This window comes from Rhodanobacter sp. UC4437_H4, assembly GCF_052978425.1.
Genome location: NZ_CM129673.1, coordinates 2461372 through 2482722 on the forward strand (window position 1 = coordinate 2461372; position 21351 = coordinate 2482722).

The 21351-nt window shown below is 61.9% G+C and carries 15 protein-coding genes; 4 read left to right on the plus strand and 11 right to left on the minus strand.

The features are described 5' to 3' along the window. Positions 1-101: 101 nt before the first annotated feature. The 9 genes from acs to adh form a co-directional block, all read right to left on the minus strand. The gene (acs, locus tag ACVCL3_RS11230; RefSeq protein WP_447097702.1) at positions 102-2042 is read right to left on the minus strand and encodes an acetate--CoA ligase; all 1941 of its coding nucleotides are present in this window, start codon (positions 2040-2042) and stop codon (positions 102-104) included. Positions 2043-2269: 227 nt separating this feature from the next. After that, entirely contained in the window at positions 2270-2542 is a 273-nt protein-coding gene (locus tag ACVCL3_RS11235) for a DUF4242 domain-containing protein (protein WP_447097703.1), read from the minus strand. 309 nt (positions 2543-2851) lie between these two features. Continuing rightward, the gene (locus tag ACVCL3_RS11240; RefSeq protein ID WP_447097704.1) at positions 2852-5005 is read right to left on the minus strand and encodes a TonB-dependent receptor family protein; all 2154 of its coding nucleotides are present in this window, start codon (positions 5003-5005) and stop codon (positions 2852-2854) included. Positions 5006-5033: 28 nt separating this feature from the next. Continuing rightward, positions 5034-7379, minus strand: a complete 2346-nt coding sequence (locus tag ACVCL3_RS11245; protein ID WP_447101324.1) for a TonB-dependent receptor — start codon at positions 7377-7379, stop codon at positions 5034-5036. 202 nt (positions 7380-7581) lie between these two features. Continuing rightward, positions 7582-7968 (minus strand): DUF779 domain-containing protein, encoded by a 387-nt coding sequence (locus ACVCL3_RS11250; protein WP_447099504.1) that lies wholly within the window; start codon positions 7966-7968, stop codon positions 7582-7584. Between the two features lie 421 nt (positions 7969-8389). Beyond that, positions 8390-9601, minus strand: a complete 1212-nt coding sequence (locus ACVCL3_RS11255; protein WP_447097706.1) for a c-type cytochrome — start codon at positions 9599-9601, stop codon at positions 8390-8392. A gap of 13 nt (positions 9602-9614) precedes the next feature. Further along, positions 9615-11333, minus strand: a complete 1719-nt coding sequence (locus ACVCL3_RS11260) for a methanol/ethanol family PQQ-dependent dehydrogenase (protein ID WP_447101325.1) — start codon at positions 11331-11333, stop codon at positions 9615-9617. A gap of 29 nt (positions 11334-11362) precedes the next feature. Further along, entirely contained in the window at positions 11363-12565 is a 1203-nt protein-coding gene (locus tag ACVCL3_RS11265; protein WP_447097708.1) for a porin, read from the minus strand. A gap of 248 nt (positions 12566-12813) precedes the next feature. Further along, a complete protein-coding gene (gene adh, locus ACVCL3_RS11270) occupies positions 12814-14334 on the minus strand; it encodes an aldehyde dehydrogenase (protein WP_447097709.1) in 1521 nt (506 codons plus the stop codon). A 263-nt stretch (positions 14335-14597) separates the two neighbouring features. On the opposite strand from adh, the gene ACVCL3_RS11275 reads away from it, so the two are divergent. Further along, complete coding sequence (locus tag ACVCL3_RS11275; protein ID WP_447101326.1) at positions 14598-16466, plus strand: sigma-54-dependent Fis family transcriptional regulator; 1869 nt, start codon at positions 14598-14600, stop codon at positions 16464-16466. A gap of 242 nt (positions 16467-16708) precedes the next feature. Here the strand turns inward: ACVCL3_RS11275 and ACVCL3_RS11280 are convergent, their stop codons facing one another. Continuing rightward, positions 16709-17086: a GlsB/YeaQ/YmgE family stress response membrane protein gene (locus ACVCL3_RS11280; protein WP_447097711.1), complete on the minus strand. Its 378-nt coding sequence runs from the start codon at positions 17084-17086 to the stop codon at positions 16709-16711. Between the two features lie 158 nt (positions 17087-17244). Here ACVCL3_RS11280 and ACVCL3_RS11285 point away from each other — a divergent pair, with 158 nt between their 5' ends. From ACVCL3_RS11285 to ACVCL3_RS11295, 3 genes are all read left to right on the plus strand, one after another. Continuing rightward, positions 17245-18363, plus strand: a complete 1119-nt coding sequence (locus tag ACVCL3_RS11285; protein WP_447097712.1) for a PA0069 family radical SAM protein — start codon at positions 17245-17247, stop codon at positions 18361-18363. A gap of 185 nt (positions 18364-18548) precedes the next feature. Next, positions 18549-18887, plus strand: coding sequence for a PRC-barrel domain-containing protein (locus tag ACVCL3_RS11290; protein ID WP_447097713.1), 339 nt, complete (start codon positions 18549-18551; stop codon positions 18885-18887). A gap of 123 nt (positions 18888-19010) precedes the next feature. Then, a complete protein-coding gene (locus ACVCL3_RS11295) occupies positions 19011-19187 on the plus strand; it encodes a hypothetical protein (protein WP_447097714.1) in 177 nt (58 codons plus the stop codon). A gap of 69 nt (positions 19188-19256) precedes the next feature. Here ACVCL3_RS11295 and ACVCL3_RS11300 read toward each other — a convergent pair whose 3' ends face one another. Then, a complete protein-coding gene (locus ACVCL3_RS11300; protein ID WP_447101327.1) occupies positions 19257-21317 on the minus strand; it encodes a S9 family peptidase in 2061 nt (686 codons plus the stop codon). Positions 21318-21351 lie beyond the last annotated feature (34 nt).

Consider the following 21351-nt stretch of genomic DNA (forward strand, 5'->3'; position numbering starts at 1 on the left):
AGGGGGGAGTCTCGACTATAGTGCGTTGCAACAAAAATAAGCAAGCAAAATCAAATGGACGTATATATGGCCGAATCCATGGCCGGACGATCCGATCCAGATTATTTGATCAAACGTTCGTCGACCAGGTTCTGTACCACGCCCGGGTCAGCCAGCGTGGTGATGTCGCCGAGCTGGTCGGGGCGGTTCTCGCCGATCTTGCGCAGGATGCGGCGCATGATCTTGCCCGAGCGGGTCTTCGGCAGGCCGGGCGCCCATTGCAGGTAGTCCGGCGTGGCAATCGGGCCGATCTCCTTGCGCACCCAGGCGATCAGCTCCTTGCGCAGCTCGTCGCTGCCGGTCTCGCCGGCGACCAGGGTGACGTAGGCGTAGATGCCTTGCCCCTTGATGTCGTGCGGGCAGCCGACCACCGCAGCTTCGGCGACCTTGGGGTGCGCCACCAGGGCGCTTTCCACCTCGGCCGTGCCCAGGCGGTGACCGGAGACGTTGATCACGTCATCCACGCGACCGGTGATCCAGTAATAGCCGTCCTCGTCGCGACGGGCGCCATCGCCGGTGAAGTAGTTGCCGGGGTAGGCGCTGAAATAGGTTTCGATGAAACGCTTGTGGTCGCCGTAGATCGTGCGTACCTGGCCGGGCCAGGAATCGGTGATCAACAGGTTGCCCTCGGCGACGCCCTCCTGCACCGCGCCGTCGGCGTCGACGATCGCCGGCTTGATGCCGAAGAACGGCAGCGTGGCCGAACCGGGCTTGGTACCGATGGCGCCGGGCAACGGCGAAATCATGATGCCGCCGGTTTCGGTCTGCCACCACGTGTCCACGATCGGGCAGCGCTCCTCGCCGACCACGCGGTGATACCACTCCCAGGCTTCCGGATTGATCGGTTCGCCGACCGAGCCGAGCAGTCGCAGGCTGGCGCGGGAGGTGCGTTTCACCGGCTCCTCGCCTTCGCGCATCAGCGCGCGGATCGCGGTGGGCGCGGTGTAGAAGATGCTGACCTGGTGCTTGTCGACCACCTGCCAGAAACGGCTGTAATCGGGATAGTTGGGCACGCCCTCGAACATCACCGTGGTGGCGCCGTTGCAGAGCGGGCCGTACACCACGTAGCTGTGGCCGGTGACCCAGCCCACGTCGGCGGTGCACCAGTAGACGTCGTCCTCGCGCAGGTCGAACACCTGCTCGTGGGTGTAGCTGATGAACACCAGGTAGCCGCCGGTGCTGTGTTGCACCCCTTTCGGCTTGCCGGTGGAACCGGAGGTGTACAGCACGAACAGCGGATGTTCGGCCTCGACCGGGGTGGCCGGGCAATCGGCCGACTGGCCTTCCATCAGCGTGTGATAATAGCGGTCGCGCGGCGACTGCATGTTCACTGCGGCGCCGGTGTGACGCACCACGATCACGGTTTCCACGCTGTTCGTGTTCGGCCGCTCCAGCGCGGCATCCACGTTGACCTTCAGCGGAATGTGCTTGCTTGCGCGCAAGCCCTCGTCGGCGGTGATCACCACCTTGGCCTGCGAGTCGGCGATGCGGCCGGCCAGCGAATCGGGCGAGAAACCGCCGAACACCACCGAGTGGATCGCGCCGAGCCGAGCGCAGGCCAGCATGGCGACCGCGGCCTCGGGAATCATCGGCAGATAGATGGCCACGCGATCGCCCTTGACCACGCCCAGGTGCTTCAGCGTGTTGGAGAACCTGCACACTTCGGCGTGCAGCTCGCGATAGGTGATCCGGCGCGAGTTGGCCGGATCGTCGCCCTCGAAGATGATCGCCACCTTGTCGCCGCGCTTCTCCAGCTGGCGGTCGAGGCAATTCGCGCTCACGTTGAGCTCGCCGTCCTCGTACCAGCGGATGTGCAGGTCCTTCGGATCGAACGAGACGTTCTTGATCTTCGTCGGCGGTCTGGTCCAGTCCAGGCGCTTGGCGATACCTGCCCAGAATGCCTGCGGATCTCTCACGGATTCGGCATACATGTGTGTGTAGTCGTCGTGGTTGGTGCGCGCAGACGCTGCAAACTCGGGGTCGACCGGATAGGTGCTGGACATGGATTTTCTCCTGCTGGACTGGATGGGAGTGATTCAGGCAACCTGCGACAGCCATCGATGCCGCGCTGTGTGCGGTCCTTGAGTTAGCCTGATCGTAATACGACTGGGAGTCGGTACTTCGCTACACAAATAAAGATAGGCGCGTTTGATCCTGCCCGCTCCCGGATCGCGCCGGCTGTCGGCATTAAAAAGGGGGCTGCCGTTGTCAGCGGCGCCGCCGGATGGTGCTACTCAGCCGTTGTTGGATCAATGATTGAGGCAACTTCGGACACACGATTCGCAGGAAAGCCCCCTTCCTCGGCGTGTTTCCGAACCATTTCCTCATCCGGAGCGATGTATACGCAATAGATCTTGTCGCCGGTCACGTAGCTTTGGAGCCATTGAATCTGTGGCCCGATATTGCTCAGTACACCGCAAGACTTCTGCGAAATGGCCTTTAGTTCCTGGGGCGACAACTTCCCGGCACCAGGAATATCACGTTCGATCACGTATTTCGGCATGGCATGGTCCTCTGTTGTCTAGACGCATAAATAATGGTCAGGCCCATCAGAAAATGTTTCTGCACAAAGGGATCAATGGCGCATCCAGGCGGCCAAGGCTCGCGCCAGAGACTACGCCACCGACCATCGCATGACCATCGTCAGCTACCTGATGTGCTCCAACCTCCAACACCTGCCGAAGAACCCATGGACGCAAGCGATTCGACAGGTTGCGGCGTGAAGATCAACCACGCCAAACGCGAAAGAGCCTCCATGCAGGGATGCCCGCTCCGTCGCGACATCCGCGAACATCGTATGTAATCGGGCAAATCAGAATTTGTAACTTGCACTCAAGCCGAGCATGAAATTGCGGCCCGGTGCGGACTGGAAGAAGCGACCGTTGCCGGAGTTGACGACAACGGCACCGACGTAGTTGCGATCGAAAAGGTTGTTGATACCTGCAAACTCGCTGACCTGCCAGCCGCCCGCGTTTTGCCTGAACGCCAGATGATAATCGACCACGACGTAGCTACCGGCGAAGTCCGTGTTTTTGTTGTCGACATAAACGCGATCACGCCACTGCGCGCTTAGCGAGGTGGAAAATCCAAGCGGGCGGTACTGCCAGTCCCACTCGCCGTACACCATCTGGCGCGGCACGCCTGGCATTCGATGGCCGTCGAGCGCTCCGCCATCGAAAGTCGCGTGCAGGTAACTATAGGCCAGGTAACCACTGAAGCCGCCGGAAAAGGCCTGCTGAATGCTCAGTTCCAGCCCGTGTCGCTTCGTGCTTCCGGCATTGGTGAAACTGTCGCGACCGTCATTGGATGCGCCAACGACAATATCGTTTGTGGTCGATATGTTGAAAAGTGCCAAGTCGAATTTTGTCGCAGCCCAGCTCCCCTTTAGCCCTGTCTCATAGTCGCGACTCTTGCTTGGCTGCAAGGCTTGATTAAAGCCGGCCCGACCGTCGGGCCGATAGGCGAACTCGGAGAGCGTCGGGGTTTCGAAGCCCTGGCCGTAATTCGCGTAGACGTTCAGATGCGGATTGATTTTGTAGAGCACGCCTGCAACCGGATTGGTACTCGAAAAATTCCGCCTGCCACTGTCGTCGGGATCTTCGGGCGTTATGTAGTGATCGTCGCTTCCGAACTTGACGTTCGAATGACGCAGGCCAGCGACGATGACCCAACGATCGGGCTTCCATTCGAGCTGGGCGTATTCCCCGGCCTGACTGGAAAAATCCCTCTCGTTGCGACGCAGCTCCCCTTCCACGCCTGCATCATTGACCCAGCCCTTGCGCAGCTCGCGCAGGTGGTCGTACTCGATACCCGTAATCAGGTCGAGCGATGTCGAGGTGAGCGGAAAACTGTGCACCCAGCGGACACCGCCGCCCCTGGACCTGTTTTTCAGGTCGACCACCGCGCCGCCGCCATTGGTGGAATCGCCGCGGAAAGGAAGGAACTGGACCACGCGCCGGGAACCACCGTAGCCCATCACATGCAGATGATCGCTCTGGCCGATTTGCTGTTCGTATACAGCGCCAAGCTGGCGGTCACGATGGCTTTCACCCGCGCCGAACTTGAACACGCCTGGCACCGCGAAGCTTGGGTCTTCCCGTGCCTGTTGCTTGGTCAGGCTCGAAGGATCCTCGGCGAAGGGCTGGTTCTCGCCGTTGAGCAGCAGCGTCAGCGAAGCGTCCTTGCTGATGTCGTAGCGGAACTTTGCGCGCAGATTGTCGCGCTCGGCCTTGCTGTGTTGACGAAAACCGTCGGTTTCGAAATGCGTGCCATCCACGACATAGTTGAAGTTGCCGACCGTGCCACCCGCATCCAGCCGCTGGATGCGGGTGCCATAGCTGCCGAATAGCGTGGAAGCCCCGACCGTCGGCTGCTCCGGGCCGTCCTTGGTGAATATCTGGATCACGCCCCCGGCGGCATTGCCGTACAGGGCCGAAAACGGCCCGCGCAACACCTCGATATGCTCCGCGGTAGCAAGGTCGAAGGGATCGGTCTGGCCCTGCCCGTCCGGCCCGGACACCGGAATGCCGTCCACCAGCAGGCGGATGCCGCGCACGCCAAAGGAGGCGCGTGAACCAAAACCACGAATGGAAATCTGCGAATCCTGCGCGTAGCTCTGGCGATTCTGCGCGACAATCCCGGGTATCCGCGCAAGTGACTGGGAAAGTGCGGATGCCGGAGCGCCATCGGCGATCTTGTCTTGCGTGACGACGCCAACAGCGGCGGGCACGTCGAGGTCGGGCTGTGGAATGCGGGTCGCGGTCACCACGACCACGGGTAGCGTCGTCGTAGACGATGTTGTCCGTGCGGTATTGGTCTGCACATCCTCCGCATGAGCCGCAGGCAGGACCAACGAGACAAGCACCAACGCTTCCGAGAGACTGCGCCAAATGAATGCGCGTGGAGCAAGGCCCCTGGCCGCGCCGTTCATCAAGCGCCTATCGGGATTTTCAAATTGATCAAGCATTATTGTTACCCGTCCAATGGAAACGAAGCTATAGCGAAACCTTGAAGCCAACCCAAACACCGCGAATCTCGCCCGGGCCATAGAAGCGCGGGTCGTCAAATTCCGGCATGATTTCGTCGGGTTCACCAAGTGTTCCGAACGTGACGTAGTGGCGGTCGAACAGATTGTCGATACGTGCGAATAAACTGAAGTGTGCAGTCACGTCGTAATTGGCTCGCAGGTTCACCACCACATATCCGCCGGTCTGCGCGAGCAGATTGGCTTCGTCACTGCGCAGGTACTGGCCGGAGTTCGCGATGATTTCGCCACCCATGGTCAACTTCGGTGTAATCGAAAAATCGGCGCCAAGTTTGAAGCTGTTGCGCACCAGGCTGGGAATGCGGTCACCCTTGCGCACGAATATCTCATCATCTTCATCGGCGTCAGGGTGGTTGGCGCTCTTCTCGAAGAAGCTGGTCCGATAGGTCGCATCAAGCCAACTGTAGTTTGCGTACCAGTGCAGACGCCGGTCCCATGCGGTGCCGGCGATGCTGGCCTCGAGGCCCTGCCGACGCGTGTCCCCGACATTGGCAAAGAAGCCCTCGTTGGACTTCGTTCCACCGGTGGCCTGAAACAGGATGTCATCGGTGTTGATAGTGCGAAACAGACCCACATGCCAGTGGCCAAGGTTGTTGCCGCCGGCGAACCTGCCGCGCAAGCCCGCTTCCCAGCTCTTGGCGACGACCTGTCTTAACGGCGGATCGGACAGAAACTGGTTGGGCAGCTTGCAGGGGGCATCCTCGTCCGCGCAGGTTAGTTCGACCGACGTGGGTGCGCGCGTGGATTCGCTGTAGCCGCCGTAAACGTTCACCGCGTCAGTCCATTGCCAGGTGAGTCCGGCCGCCGGATTGACGCGCGAAAAACGGTGCTTGCCGTCCAGCGCGGGATTGATACCGGTCGGATCGTTGATCGTGGTGCGTGTCCGGTTGCCTCGCGCCGACACCGTCAGTGCGAGGCGGTCGGTGATCGACAAGGTATCGGTGAGGTACAGGCTGATCGTGCGCGTGTGGCTATTGACGCTCAGTGCGCCTGCCGGAATCAGGATGCCTGAATCGGACGACGTCACCCGGTTTGGCTGCAGGACTGCCATTTCCAGGGCCGAGTTGTAGTCGAGGCGGCCGTTCATGTAATCCAGGCCCGCCACAAACTGGTTCTCCAAAGGGCCGAGTGGCTGGTTGAATGCGAGCTGCACGGTACCACCGTCGCTCGTCTGGTTCCGGTGGCCGATATTGTTGATCGCGTCGAAGTCGGAGGAAACAGTATTGCCGTTCTGGTCGATGATCGGTGCGTCGTCGTGGTCCTCGTCACAAAGGATGTCATCGTCGTCGTCGCACTCGTCGAAATCGCTGGCATCGCCGTTGTACGACAGCGTTTTGACTTTGCGGTGGAACACGGTGAACGAGAGCTTCGTGGCGTCGTTGATATCAACGGTTCCCTGGCCGCTGATGAGACCCATATCGTTGCTGGTGTTGTCCGGCGCCGTGAAGATGCCTCTCCAGCGTTCGGCGAGCAGCTCGACCGGCGCGCTGCCGTTACCGACCAGGTCGGTTTTCGCGTGGCCAAGGTGCAAGTCGAACGTAGCGGCTTCGCTACGCCAGGACAGGGTGCCGTAAAAGTTGCGAGCGTTTGAGGGTGACTGGTCGCGCCAACCGTCCTCGTCGAAGCGATTGCCCATCAGGTACCAGCCCCAGCGGCCGGAGTTGCCGGCGGTCTCGAAGGTGGCGTTGGTGCGCCCGAATGATCCACCGTAGAAGGAGAGGCGCGTACCTGGGTCGCTGAAGCCCGTCTTGGTCTGGATCGAGATCGCACCCCCAAGCGTGTTCAGGCCGAACACCGGGTTGGCGCCGGCAAGCAGGCTCATTCGCTCAATGGCGCCAGTCGGGATCAGGTCCCAATTGACCGTATCGCCAAACACTTCATTGACGCGCACCCCATCGAGGTAGACCGACATGCCCTCGGAGCCACCAAGCAGCGGCGTCGCGGTGAACCCGCGGAACTGGACATCCGCCTGCAGCGGGTTGTTCTGCGCGCCGTTCGTCGTTACACCGACAAAACGACGGTTGGCGAAGTCGGTAAGGTCGAGTACTTGCGCGCGATCCATCTGGTCGTCGTTGGTCGACTGCACGTAATACGGCAGCTTGCCGGGATCAATGTCGGTGCCGGTGACAGGTGTCACGCCGACCACCCTGATCAGGTCAAGTTCGGTGACGTTCTGGGGGTTGGTCTCGCGGCTGCTTTCTTGTGCGAATACGGAGCTGCTCGCGACGATCAGCGCCAGTGCGATCGATAGTGGGCCGAGTCCGCGAAAGCGCCGCGATTTCTTGTGAGCTGCCATCAAGCACATTCCTTTCCATTCTTCAGTGTTGCCGGGAAGATCCGGGGTGGTCGCCAGTTCGTTTGATGCTCGGCAACCGTCACTGCATTGCATGGTAGTGGCGACCGTTCATGGCGTGATGTTGACGGCACGATGTTGCCATGAGGGACAAGCCAACATCCCAACATCCCGATAGCCCGGCGCCGCTGATCAGGCGCCTTGCTCAGAAGCGTCCTTCGCGAGTCAGCTGCTTGATCTCGTCGTCGGTGAACAGCCGCGAACGAGTGAGAAAGCGGACACCTTCGCCGTTTTCCAGCGAAAACATGCCGCCACGCCCTTCGACCACGTCGATGATCAATTGCGTGTGCTTCCAGTATTCGTATTGCGCGGGATTCATGTAGAACGCTACGCCGGCGATCTCCCCGAGCTTGACGTCGCGATCGCCCACGATGAAATCGTCCTGCGCAAAGCACATTGGCGAGGAGCCATCGCAGCAGCCGCCAGACTGGTGGAACAGCAGCGGTCCGTGGCGTGTGCGCAATCGTTCGATCAACTCCTCAGCAGCCGGCGTGGCGAGCACTTTGGCAACTGCAACCGTGGTATCCGACATCTTGTTCTCCTGCATTGTGGCAAGCTGAAACGTCAACCGAGCCCCTAGCACGAGGCGGCGGTCCGGTCCGGGTCCGAAATAGCGGGCATTGCCGTCGTTGACGATCACCGTGCCGCTGAGTGCGGCAGGAACATCAAACGGCGCAAGATCCAGTCGACTGGCATCGACCTCTACAGCCTGCAGATTGGTCACGGCAGCCGTAGCGGTAAAATCCGCTTCTTTCGCCATGACTGGTTGCAGCGCACACCCCGCATGAACCAGGACAAGCGGATGAAGATGAAGCCCGCGGATTGCCGCGCGCTGTCGCGGCGGTGACCGTCCTGGCTGATTCACGTGGCACTCCCGTAGACTCTGGAAAATCCTGCGCCAACGGGCGCATGGCTGGTGCGCGACATCAGCTTCGCCTGCCGGCGGTGCCGATTCATTCGCCGTGGTAGATCAACCGCACCCTGGACTCCGTCGCCTCCTCGAAAGTCAGTGCATCGCTGCCGGCCGGGTAGCCGTTCTGCTGGAGGATAAAGGCCATGATCTCCACATAATCCTCGTGCGCCAGGCTGCCCGGTTCGGTAGCTGGCATGTTTTTCGAAACGATGCCGAAGATGTCACCGACATGGAAGTCAGCCTTGGCCGGAGCAAAGTGCGGTCCCTTGAGTGCGGGTCCGGCGCGACCGGCCAGGGTTGACCCGTGACAGAACGCGCAGTGATCCTCGAACTTCTGCTTGCCGCTCGCCGCCTGGGTCTCGGTAAACAACGCCGGAGGGTGGCTCGCATCGTCCTGCTTCGATGCGGTTGCGCGACCGTTATCGAGCGACTGAACCTTGTGAGAAAGCTGCACCGATGCTGACGCACCGCGCTGCGAGGCCTGCGCCCTTCCCGCCTCGGCATAGGGCGTGAGCAGCCGCGCCAGCTCGCCCGAAGCGGTCATCGCCACGATTGCTCGGCCGAATGCTGCCGCCGCAGTTGCGTGACTGCTGTTGTACAGCGCCACCAGGTCGAATTGCGCATGCGGTTCGTGCAATGGGTGGTAACTGAAACCACCCGCCTGGTGGTGGCTGGACAGATAATTCACCACCGTTGGTTGCCACAGCATCGCCGCACCTGCTGCATGTGTCTGCAACGCCTTGATCGAATCGTCGTTGGTCAGATGGACGTCCGCCTGCAGGCCGGGATGATCTGCGAAGTACAGGTTCGGCGTGGTCTGGTAGGTCACCGCCACACTGGTCTTTTTCGGCAACTGGTCGAGCGTGGTGGCCTTGCTGTCCTTCGGCGTCACCAGCACGAAGCCGGTGTGACCGTACGCCTCGGTAGCCTGCAGGCCGGACGGTACGGCATGTTCGTCGGCATCGATCGGAAAGCCCAGCACCAACGTGCAACTGTCTTTGGCGAGCTTGTTGAACTCCTTCAGGTCAAAGCCCTCGTCGCCGCCGCTGCCATCAAACTCATGAACGCGCAGGGAGTTGCCTTCGTGGGTGGCCACGGCCTGTGCGAGGTGGTGGTCCATGGACGCGGTAGGGCTGCTTTTGTCGATGCAAACCGACAGCTCGCCCGCGACGGCGGTGCCGCCGTACATAAGTACGGCGGCCATTCCGATGCGGCACAGATGGGACCTGGAAGGGAAACGATATGTCTTCATGCCAGCACTCCGGTTACAGCGAGAACACGTAAAAATGACCGCCCAGCGGTATGTTCCGCACTGCAGGATCCTTGGCCATGTCGCCGCCCCAGATCGGCGTGGCGCCGCCCCAGCCGGCGTAGACCGACACGTATTGCTTGCCGTCCACCTTCCACGTACTTGGCACGCCGATGACACCCGAACTCATCTGCGGGCTCTTCCACAGCACCTTGCCGCTCTTGGCATCGAACGCATACAGGTGGCCGTCCGCGCTGCCGGAGAACACCAGGCCACCGGCCGTGCTGAGCATGCCGCTATTCCACGGCAACGCCGAGGGATGACTCCACGCCTGCTTGCCAGTGTTGACGTCGATCGCCTGTACTTCGCCCCACTGCCCCTTGAATGCCGGATCGGCCACGACCTTGAAGCTCTCACCCAGGAAAGGCAGTCCGGCCTTGTAGCTGACTGTAGTGCCCTTGATCGTCATGCAGGTATGCATGGTCGGCACGTAGGCAAGACGCGTCTTCGGGTCAACCGAGATCGGCCACCAGTTCTTGCCGCCGAGGAAGCTGGGACAGGTGAACACTTCCTTGTCGACGGTCGGGCGCATCGCCGGATCGGTGGTGACTTTGCCGTCCTTCGAGCCGTTCACGGAGGTCGCCGTGGCGAATTTCTCCATGTAGATCAATTTGCCATTGGTCCGGTCGATCGCATAGAACCAGCCGTTGCGGCTGGCGCTGACCAGTGCCTTGTACGACTTGCCCTTGTAGTCGATGTCGGTGAGTACGGTTTCGTTGGTGCCGTCATAGTCCCAGGTGTCGTTGGGAGTGTATTGAAAGTGCCATTTGATCTTGCCGGTGGCCGGATTCATGGCGATCACCGAGTCGGTGTACAGGTTGTCGCCCGGACGCAACGTGGCCAGCCACGGGCCCGGATTGCCGACGCCCCAGAACAGCGTGTCGGTCTGCGCGTCATAGGTGCCGGTCAACCACGCACCACCGCCGCCGGTCTTGTACGCGCCCTTGGGCCAGGTCTTGCCACCGGGTTCATCGGGTGCGGGAACGGTGTAGGTCTTCCAGGCCTGCTTGCCGGTTTCCGCGTCCAACGCTTCGATGAAGCCGCGCGCTCCGTACTCGCCACCGGACTCGCCGACGATCACCTTGCCCTTGACCACCAGCGGCGCCAGGGTCATCGCGTAGCCCACGTCGGCCGGTATCAGCTGCTTCTTCCAGACCACCTTGCCGGTCTTGGCGTTCAGCGCCACCACGTAGTTGTCCAGCGTGGCCATGTAGACGTTGTCGCCGTACAACGCCACGCCGCGATTGACGACATCGCAACACACGGTCTTCAGGCCGGCCTGGGACAGATCGTGCTGGTATTTCCACAACTGCTTGCCGGTGCTGGCCTGGAATGCCACCAGCTCATTCTTCGGCGTGGTGATGAACAGGTAATCTCCATTGACGATCGCCGGCGACTCATGCCCCTGCTCGAACGCGGTCTTGTAGTCCCAGACCTGCTTGAGCTTGGTCACGTTGTCGGTATTGATGTTCTCGAACGGGGCATAGCCGGTGCTGGCGTAATCACGCCGGTACATCAGCCAGCCGTTGTCGCTCGCCGCATTCACGAGCCGGGCATTCGTCACCGGCTTGTAGTCGGCCGCAGTCGCCGCGCTGTCGGCGGCAAACGCAGCACCACTCAACACAAACATCGCCGCGAACAGTCCGCTGATACGAAAATTATTCAGATTTTTCATGTGAATCTCCTGTGGTTCGGTCAGGCAAATCAGAAGAAGACAAAGCCGCCAATCGACGCACCATTCATGCGCGCGGTGTTGCCGGCAAAGTCTTTCGAGCGGGTCTGGCTGAGCTCGAAGCTCAGCGTCACGCTCTTGGTCAGCGCGTAGTACACGCCGGCGGTCACGTTGCTGTTGGACTTGAAGTTCGCCGTGCTGGCGAGGTCGTCCTGGTTGCGGCTGATGCCGCCGTTGAGGCCCAGCTTGAGCTTGTCGGTAAGCTGGAAGGTGCCCTGCAGCAGGTAGTTGGTGGCCTTGGCATTGCCCTGGTCACCGTCGGTCAGGATGCCGATACCGTGGCCGCTTTGGACATTGCCCAGCAGGCCGAAACGACCAATTTTGTAAGAGGCGCCGATCTCGGCGGCAGTCATGGTGAAGCTGTCGGGCTGCACGCCGGAACCGGTCGGCGCATAGAACCGTTGCGATTTCGCGCCGATCCAGCCCTTGAAGCCACCATCGGTATACGACACCTGCAACTGCACTTGCGGCGCCGAGCGTGAGTCGTAGATACCAGTGTTGTTGACTGGGCTGAATACGCCACCGGTGAAGCTTAAACCAGTGGTGCCCGGCGTGGTGTAGACGATCTGACCGTAGTTGCCGAGATAGGTATAGCCGGCACCGATGTGACCCAGCGACACACGACCGCGCTGGGTGGCCTGGACCGGCGCGCCGACCCCGATGAGGGTCATGTCGGAGAGAGTCGCGTTGGAGCCGAACACGCCGTAGTCGCGGCCCAGCTTGACCGTGCCGAAATCGGGCGTGCCAAGAGTAAAGAATGCTTGTCGCACATCGACACCGCTGTTCGCCGACAGGGCATCGGAGGTGGCAACGGCGGCCATCAGACTGACCTGCGCCGTGATATCGATGCCTTGCTGTTGGGTACTGAATTTGGTGGTCAGCGCATCCGGCAACAGTCCGTTGCCGATCGTGGTGCGGTTCTGCTGCCCGCCGCAACCCAGCGCGCGGCCCGCCAGGGCGGTACCGCCGACGGCATCGCCATTGCAGCTCACCGTGGTGTAGTAGGCATTGGCGAAACCGCCGATGTCCACCGTCCAGTCGTCGCCACTGAATGAAGTGGCGTTGGCTGCCAGTGGACACATGGCCAGACCCAGCACGGCCACGCCGCTGGAAAGTGACTTGAGACTGGACAGGCGATGCTTGCCTGCCGTCCTGTCGGTTGCTGATGTTTTCATACCCTGCTCCCCATGGTTGAATTGTGGCGCGACCCCTGCGTTGCCACCGTTGTGGCGTGAATGTCTTGCTTCTTCCGAACGGGCGATTCCCCCCCCGAGCGACTGATCGCGCCACGAATGCGCGTCGTGTGGATCAGGCCTTTGCTGTTTTGCCGGTGCCGGCAAATCCGGTAGCGACAACCTTCCCGCGGCCAGCCCGGTCGCACGGCGCAAGGCAACGAATCACCCCGGCCGTGCGTGTTGGCCGATCAGAAAAAGCCCAGCTTTTTCGGTGAGTAACTGACCAGCAGGTTCTTGGTCTGCTGGTAGTGGTCGAGCATCATCTTGTGGTTCTCGCGACCGATGCCCGACTGCTTGTAGCCGCCGAACGTGGCGTGCGCCGGATACGCGTGGTAGCAGTTGGTCCAGACTCGACCGGCTTGAATGCCGCGACCAAAGCGATATGCCCGCGTACCGTTGCGCGTCCACACGCCGGCGCCGAGTCCGTACAACGTATCGTTGGCGATTTCCAGCGCTTCCTCGTCGGTCTTGAAGGTGGTGACGGACACCACCGGGCCGAAGATCTCCTCTTGGAACACGCGCATCTTGTTGTGGCCGAAAAATACCGTCGGCTTCACGTAATAGCCGTTCTTGAATTCGCCCTCGAGCGAGTTGCGCTCGCCACCGATCAGTACCTTGGCGCCTTCCTGCTTGCCGATGTCGAAATAGGAGATGATTTTCTCCAGCTGTTCGCTCGACGCCTGTGCACCAAGCATGGTCGAGGGGTCCAGTGGATTGCCCTGCTTGATCGCGGCGACACGCTTCAGCGCGCGCTCCATGAACTTGTCATAGATCGACTCCTGGATCAGCGCACGACTGGGGCAAGTGCAGACTTCGCCCTGATTGAAGGCGAACATCACGAAACCCTCGATCGCCTTGTCGAAGAAATCGTCGTCGGCGTCGGCCACGTCGGCGAAAAAGATATTGGGCGACTTGCCGCCAAGCTCCAGCGTGGCCGGGATCAGATTCTGGCTTGCGTATTGGCTGATGAGTCGGCCGGTGGTGGTCTCGCCAGTGAAAGCAATCTTGGCGATGCGCGGGCTGGAAGCCAGCGGTTTGCCCGCCTCCAGACCGAAGCCATTGACGATGTTCAACACGCCCGGTGGAAGCAGGTCGCCGATAAGCTCGGCCCAGACCAGAATGCTGACCGGCGTCTGTTCGGCCGGCTTCAGCACCACGCAATTGCCTGCCGCCAGTGCCGGCGCCAACTTCCAGCATGCCATCAGCAAGGGAAAATTCCACGGGATGATCTGGCCGACAACGCCCAGCGGCTCGTGGAACTGATACGACACCATGTCGTCATCGATCTCGCCCAGCGAACCTTCCTGCGCGCGGATGCAACCGGCGAAGTAGCGGAAATGGTCGATGGCCAGCGGCACGTCGGCATTGGCGGTCTCCCGGATCGGCTTGCCGTTGTCCCAAGTCTCCGCGTGGGCGAGCAGATCGAGGTTCTGTTCCATCCGATCGGCGATCAGGTTGAGGATGCGCGCGCGCGCCGTGGCCGAAGTCTTTCCCCACGCCTCGCGGGCCGCGTGGGCCGCGTCGAGCGCGGCCTCGATATCATCCTTGTCCGAACGCGGAATCTCGCAGAACGGATGACCGGTGATCGGTGTGACGTTCTCGAAGTATTTGCCGTTGATCGGTTCGATCCAACGGCCGCCGATGAAATTGCCGTAGCGCTGCTTGAAGGGAACCTGCACGGCGAGATGTTGCTGTTCGAGCTTGGTCATGGGTGCGTACTCCGCGTCGGTGGAAAGGTATCGAAGTCAGAGCAGATGTCGTGCCAGAAGCTTTTTCGCGTCGCGATTGTTGCGGCGCATGAAGCCGTCATGTCAGGCAATGAAAAGGGAATGCTTTTCATTTGTGGCAACGCAGCATCCGCGATTCGAAGGCATGGTTGCGCTGCGCCGTCTAATGTGTTCTGTATCAAGACACCCTTTGGAGTAGGTGTCGCAGAATGCGACACACGAGGTATCCCATGCGCCAATCAGGCATGACCGAATCCATCAGCAATGCACGCCGCCGCTTTTTCGACAGCGGTACTGCACCGCGCGGCCTGGTTCCCGACAACATCCTCGCCTCATGGCGCCGCTGCCGACAGCAGGGCCAGATGGCGGATAGCTGTCCTGAAGTGGCGCCGGTAGAGCGGCATGCGCTGAATCAGATGCAGGAACAACATGAAGTCCTGCGCCGGCTGTGCCGGCCGGAATTGCAGGCTCTGTACGCCAGCGCCAATCAGGCCGGCAGCATCGTGATACTCACCGCCCCCGACGGCTTCATCCTTGATGCGCTGGGCAACGCCAGCTTTCTCGACAAGGCGGCCCGGGTGTCACTGTGTGCCGGCTCACCCTGGGGCGAATCGGTGACCGGTACCAATGCCATCGGCATGGCGCTGTTCGAGCGCCGCGAGGCCGAAGTACGCGGCGGCGAGCATTACTACGCGCCGCACCGCGTGCTCAGCTGCTCAGCCTCGCCGATCTTCGACCCGCTCGGCGAAGTTGTCGGTGTACTTGATCTGTCAGGCGAAGCGTCGATGCATCACCTGCACGCCTTGGGCATGGTGCAACTGGCGGTCGAACAGATTGAACATCGTCTGTTCGAACATCGTTTCGACGGTGCCGACATCGTGCGTATCCAGCCCGACCCCGACCTGCTCGGCACGGCGCGCGAGGGCATGCTGGTATTCGAGGCGCACCGGTTGGTGGCCGCCAATCGGCATGCGCTACGCCTGCTCGGGGTCAACTGGGAAGAGCTCGGCCGTCGTCGCTACGACGAATTGTTCGTTTCGGCCCTGCCACGCCCGGGCAGTCTGACCAGCATGCGCTGCCAGAGCGGCGAAATGCTGCATGCCAAACGCGATGCGCTAAGCCATAACAGCATCTCCTCGCGCGTTCCGCGCAATCAGCGCACGCGCTCAATCCGATTGCCTGAACCGGTTTTCTCTGCCGAGCTGGAAGCCGAGATTGATCGCAGCGTACGCCTGCTGGATGGCGATATCCCCCTATTACTGCAGGGAGAAACTGGTACTGGCAAGGAAGTGGTGGCGCGGGCATTGCACCAGCGTAGCCAGCGCTGCGCAGCACCGTTCGTTGCAGTCAATTGCGCCGCACTGCCGGAGCACCTGATCGAATCGGAACTGTTTGGCTACATGCCCGGCGCATTCACTGGTGCCCGACGCGAAGGCGCCACGGGACTGTTGCGCGACGCGGATGGTGGAACGCTGTTTCTCGACGAGTTGGGTGACATGCCGCTCGGCACACAGAGCAGACTTCTGCGTGTGCTGCAGGAGCGTGAGGTCACGCCGTTGGGTGGCAGTCGTGCGCACGCAATTGACGTCGCCGTGATCGCCGCCACCCATCGCGAACTGGCCGGTGCCGTCGCTCGCGGTGAATTTCGTGCCGACCTGTACTATCGGGTCGCGCAGGCCACCCTGCGCCTGCCCGCGCTGCGGGATCATCTTGATCTCGCCACATTGATCAGGCAGCTCTGGCACTCTCTGGGTGCCGAGCAGATTCCGATGTCGTTGCACCCTGATCTGGTCGAAGAGTTGTCCGCCATGCCATGGCCCGGCAACCTGCGCCAGCTGGTAGGCCTGCTGCGCAGCTTCCTGGCACTCGGCGAAAAAGGGGCGACCCTGACCCACGACGATTTGCCAGCCGATTTGAAGAATCCGCTTGCACCGACATCGGCGCCAGAATCAGCGTCGATGAGTCTGTCCGGCAGTCTTCAGGCGATCGAGCAGCAGGCGATCAATGTGGCGATTGCTGACTGCGATGGCAACGTCGCCGCCGCCGCACGCAAACTGGGAGTGAGCCGCAGCACCATCTACCGGCGTCTCAGCGAGCAGAGCCCAGCCGACTGACTACCATCGGCGACGCCGCGATGCGACTGGCTTGGTTGTCGAGCCACCGTGCCGACGTCGAACTCATTGAGCACCCGAATACTTCTACTGCAACGGCGTAGGTCGATGGCTGACCGGTGGGCCGTGCACCGATATGGCCATGGAGTTTCTCTCTGTGGAGCCATGGGTGAGTGATCAATCGTGTGGCGGAAATACAAAATGCGCAGGGGGCAACGCTGCGTATTTTTCTTCCCGCGGTTCTATCAGGCTCGCTTGATCAAGCCGATGATTACCAGCAACACGATGGCGCCGATCATCGCGTAGACGATGCTGGTGACGATCGGGCCGATGATCATGAAGCTGACACCCAGTGCAGGTAGCAGCCAGCCGGCGAGAAGCGCGCCGACGATGCCGATCACGATATTGCCGAGCAGGCCGAAGCCGAAGCCACGCACGAGCAGGCCAGCCAGCCAGCCGGCGATGGCGCCAATCAACAGAAAGATGATCAAGGCCGTAGCAGTCATCATGAACTCCTGGTGCGAGAGGAAAAGGTCGATAACATTGCGCGCACCTCCATGCCACGCCCCGCAAGCGTCCATCCTGTGCTGTGCAGCGACCGTGACGAGCTTGTGCAGCGTCATGTTCGGTGCGCTTCGTCGACGCCTTCCCGATGATCGTGACCGGCAAGGTAGAGAACTACCTGATGCGCAAGACGATGGTGGCCGAGCCAGCAAGTTGACCCGGTCGGCTGAGCGGGAATGTCGCGACGGCTGAGATCACGACCGACGACACTGCACGCATGACCGCTTCGCCACCCGCACCGACGCCACCGGAGCAGCTCGCCGTGACCCGACCACACAAAGGCCGTGGTGCCGCCTCCAATCCCGAAGGCCGTTTTGAAAGCATCCACCATCAGGCCGAGGACGACGGCTGGCAAAGCACCTTGCTGGATGAGGACTCGCCGCGTCCATGCACCGAAGTGAGCGAAGAGCGGGCGCTCAGCGTGATCAGCCGCAACGATTCGCCAGACATTGCATTCAGTCAGGCAATCAATCCGTATCGTGGTTGCGAACACGGATGCATCTATTGTTTTGCACGCCCTTCGCACAGTTATCTCAACCTGTCGCCCGGCCTCGACTTCGAGACAAAGTTGCGTGCCAAGGGCAACCTGGCCGAGGTGCTGCGGTCTGAGCTGGGCAAGCCCGGCTACGTGGTCAGTCCGATCAACATCGGCAGCAATACCGATCCCTACCAACCGATCGAAAAGCGCTGGCGCCTGACCCGTGCCGCGCTGGAACTGCTGGCCGATTGCCACCATCCATGCACCATCGTCACCAAGAACGCCATGGTCGAACGCGATCTCGATCTGCTGGTGCCGATGGCACGTGAGAAGCTGGTGCAGGTATTCGTGTCGGTCAATTCGCTGGACAACCGGTTGGCCGCAAAACTCGAGCCACGCGCCAGTGCACCGCATCGCCGGATCAAGGCCATCCATACCCTGGCCGAAGCGGGGGTTCCGGTCGGCGTGCTGGTGGCGCCGATCATTCCGGCCCTGAATGACATGGACATGGAAGCGGTGATGGCGCGCGCGGCCGAGGCGGGCGCGGACTGCGCCGGTTACACCACCTTGCGCCTGCCGTACGAGCTGAAAGCGCTGTTCCGGGATTGGTTGGCGTTGCACGCTCCGCAGCGTGCCGCGCATGTAATGAGCCTGGTGCAGCAGATGAACGGCGGGCGTGACTACGACAGCAACTTCGCCACCCGCATGCGTGGTTCCGGCGTGTTCGCCGAACTGCTGCGTCGCCGCTTCGAAGTGGCATGCCGCAAGCACGGTTTCGCTCGCGCGCGCGGACTCACCCTCGACATCACGCGCTTCGTCCCGCCGCGCAAGGCGTCGCCGCAGGGCGAGTTGTTCTGACGTCGTTCATTCGGATCGGCTTGTGTGATTCGGGTCTGCAGGCGGCTTGCGGACGACCTTGTTAGACGCCCGTTGCACGCAGTCCACCCGGGGGGGCACCGAAGATTCACGCCTGACCATGCAGGCTTCCAACTCCCCCACAGCACTGTTGCCAATGCCATGGTGCGCTCCCGAGGAAATCCCGCATGGCCACTTCACCCCGCTTTCTCTCCGCGTCCACCCTTTCCGGCGACGCCATCAAGAACCCTCAGGGTGACTCGCTGGGAGACCTCAAGGACATCATGATCGACACCACTTCCGGCAAGGTTGCCTATGCCGTGCTCTCCTTCGGCGGCATCCTTGGCATGGGTGACAAGCTGTTTGCGGTGCCGTGGGAAGCGTTGGCCGTCGACGCAGAGAACAAATGTCTTGTCCTCAATGTCGGCAAGGAGCGGCTCAAGGATGCACCGGGCTTCGACAAGGAACACTGGCCGAACTTCGCCGAGCCGGCATTTGCCGACGAGCTGCGCGGCTACTACCGCTGAGCAAGGAGCGCCGGGGGGATGGCTCGCCGCCGGCTCTTCACGCGCTTGTGAGGACGAATGGGCTGCACTGTGCGGAATGGTCACCACGTTGATCGGGTGCACCGTCTTGCACAGGAGTCATCAATGTCCTCATTCGCGCTTTACCTTATTGGCATGATCGTTGTCATTGGCGGACTTGCCTACATCGCTACGCTGGTGCACGTGCCTGTCGAGTGGATTGTTGGCGGTGCCGTGGTATTGCTCGGTGCCGGCATCCTCGGCGCGGTCACCAAAACCCGCCGCAGGGATCCACCGGAGTGACACCAGCGCATGGGGCCGGGAGGGGCCCATGCGCTGAAGGTCGGGCCGATGTCAGCCAGGGAGCATCGATCACGACTGGCCGGCCGGCAGGTACCTGTTGAACCATTCCAGCGCACGCTGCAGCACGTCGCGTTGGTGCGCCGGGTCGACGAAGTGATGGCCTTCATCGGGATACACCACCAGTGAGGTGGGCACGCCCTGGGCGCGCAGGGCGTGCCACATCTCGAACGACTGCGGCGCCGGGCATTCCGCGTCACGGTCGCCGACCACGATCAGCATCGGTGTTCTCACCTGCTTGATGAAGTTGATTGGTGAACTCTTGGCGTACACCGCCGGGTCGTCGTAGACGGTGGCGCCGAAGAATGGCGGCATCCACTGATCGATCAGGTTCTGGCCGTAATAGCTCTGCCAGTTGGAGATACCCGCGCCCGCCACCACGGCGCGGAAGCGCTGGGTCTGGGTCGGCGCGAACATGCTCATGAAACCGCCGTAGCTCCAGCCGGTGAGGCCGAGCCGCTCGTCGTCAACCGGTACGATTTTCTCCACCGCATCGACCCCGGCGAGGATGTCGCGCAGGTCGCCATGGCCGAAATCCTTGCGGTTGGCCTGCACGTACTTCTCACCCTGGCCAAAGCTGCCGCGCGGATTCGGCATGAACACGAAATAGCCCAGCGCGGAAAACGGCACCGCGCCATAGCCCACGCCCGGCCAGCGCGGAATCACCGCGCTGGCCGGACCGCCGTGCACCACCACGATCATCGGGTAGGTCTTGTCCGGATCGTAGTTCGTCGGGTACAGCAGCCAGCCCTGGTTGTGGAAACCCTCGTTGTTCCACTCCACCGTTTCGGCTTTGCCCCATGACGGCTTCAAGGCGGCGTTGACCGAGGTGACGGCCGGTGGCGGCACATCACCCAGTGCGCCGGCGTGGATTTCGGAAGCGCTGGTGTAGGAGCTCTGCACGAAGGCGAGATGCTGGTGGTCGCTGGACAGCGACATCGCCATCGAGGCGCTGCCGTCGCCGATGCGCGCCGGGATCGTGAAGTACAGTTTCCGCTGCCGGGCCGCGTCTGCACTCACGCGGTAGTCCGCCAGCTCGCTCTGTCCGTTGCGGACCTGGCTGACCAGCATCGACTGCGCGCCGGTCCAGGCCAGCCAGCTCGGCGTGACATGGATGCCCGGGGTCAGGTGGGTGAGCGCGCCGCCTTTGGCCGGCACCGCGTAGACGTCGCCGCCGGTGGCACCCTGGTCGCTCATCAGGCCGCCGATGAAGGCGATCCGTGATCCATCCGGAGACCACCGCGGCAGGGCCATCTGCAGGCCGTGCAGGGAACCGGTGTTCTGGTCGGAAGGATCGACCAGCAACCTGGCCGTGGCGCCGGGCTGCGCCGGCTGGACATACAGATTGGCGATCCACCAGTTGTTGTCACCCGGCGGCTTGGCCGCGGTGTACGCGATCGACGATCCATCCGGTGACCAGTCGAACTCGTACGCGTACAGGTTTGCAGGCGTCAGTTCGCGCAGCTTGCCGCCCGGCACGTCGATACTGGCCACCCGCTGCACTTCCACGCCGCTGACGCCGATCTCGCCGGAAGGCCGTTTAGCCGCCGCGACCGCGCTGGCGTGGCGGGTGGCGCCGGCCACGTAGAGAAAACCGAGCGACTTGCCGTCCCTGGTCCATTGCAGCGCTCGCACATAGCCGCCCAATTGGGCCAGACGTGCGGGCTTGTCGTGGCTGGTGATGTCGGCGAGGTAGATCGCATTCTGCATCACCTGCGTGCTGGTCAGGTCGATCTTGCAGTTGGAGATGAAGGCAAGATGGCGCGAATCCGGCGCCCACGCGATGCCCGATTCGGCGCAGGTGCCGGGCTTCTTCGCCGCGCTCACCGGGTGCGCGCCGCTACCGTCGGCGGCCGCCACTTCGATCGCCGGGCGGCCATCGCGTTCGATGACCCAGGCCAGTCGCTTGCCATCGGGCGAGATCGCCACGGCATGGATGGACTGCGCCTTGCCCAGGTCGATGAGCAATTGCTCGATTCGCGGATCGACCGGTTTCGGATCGGCGATCGCCGAGGTTGCCAGCGTGGTCAGCAGCAGACACAACGGGGCGCAAAGCAGGGCGCGTTTCCGCATGGGGGACTCCGGCTCGGGGAATCCGCCCACGCTA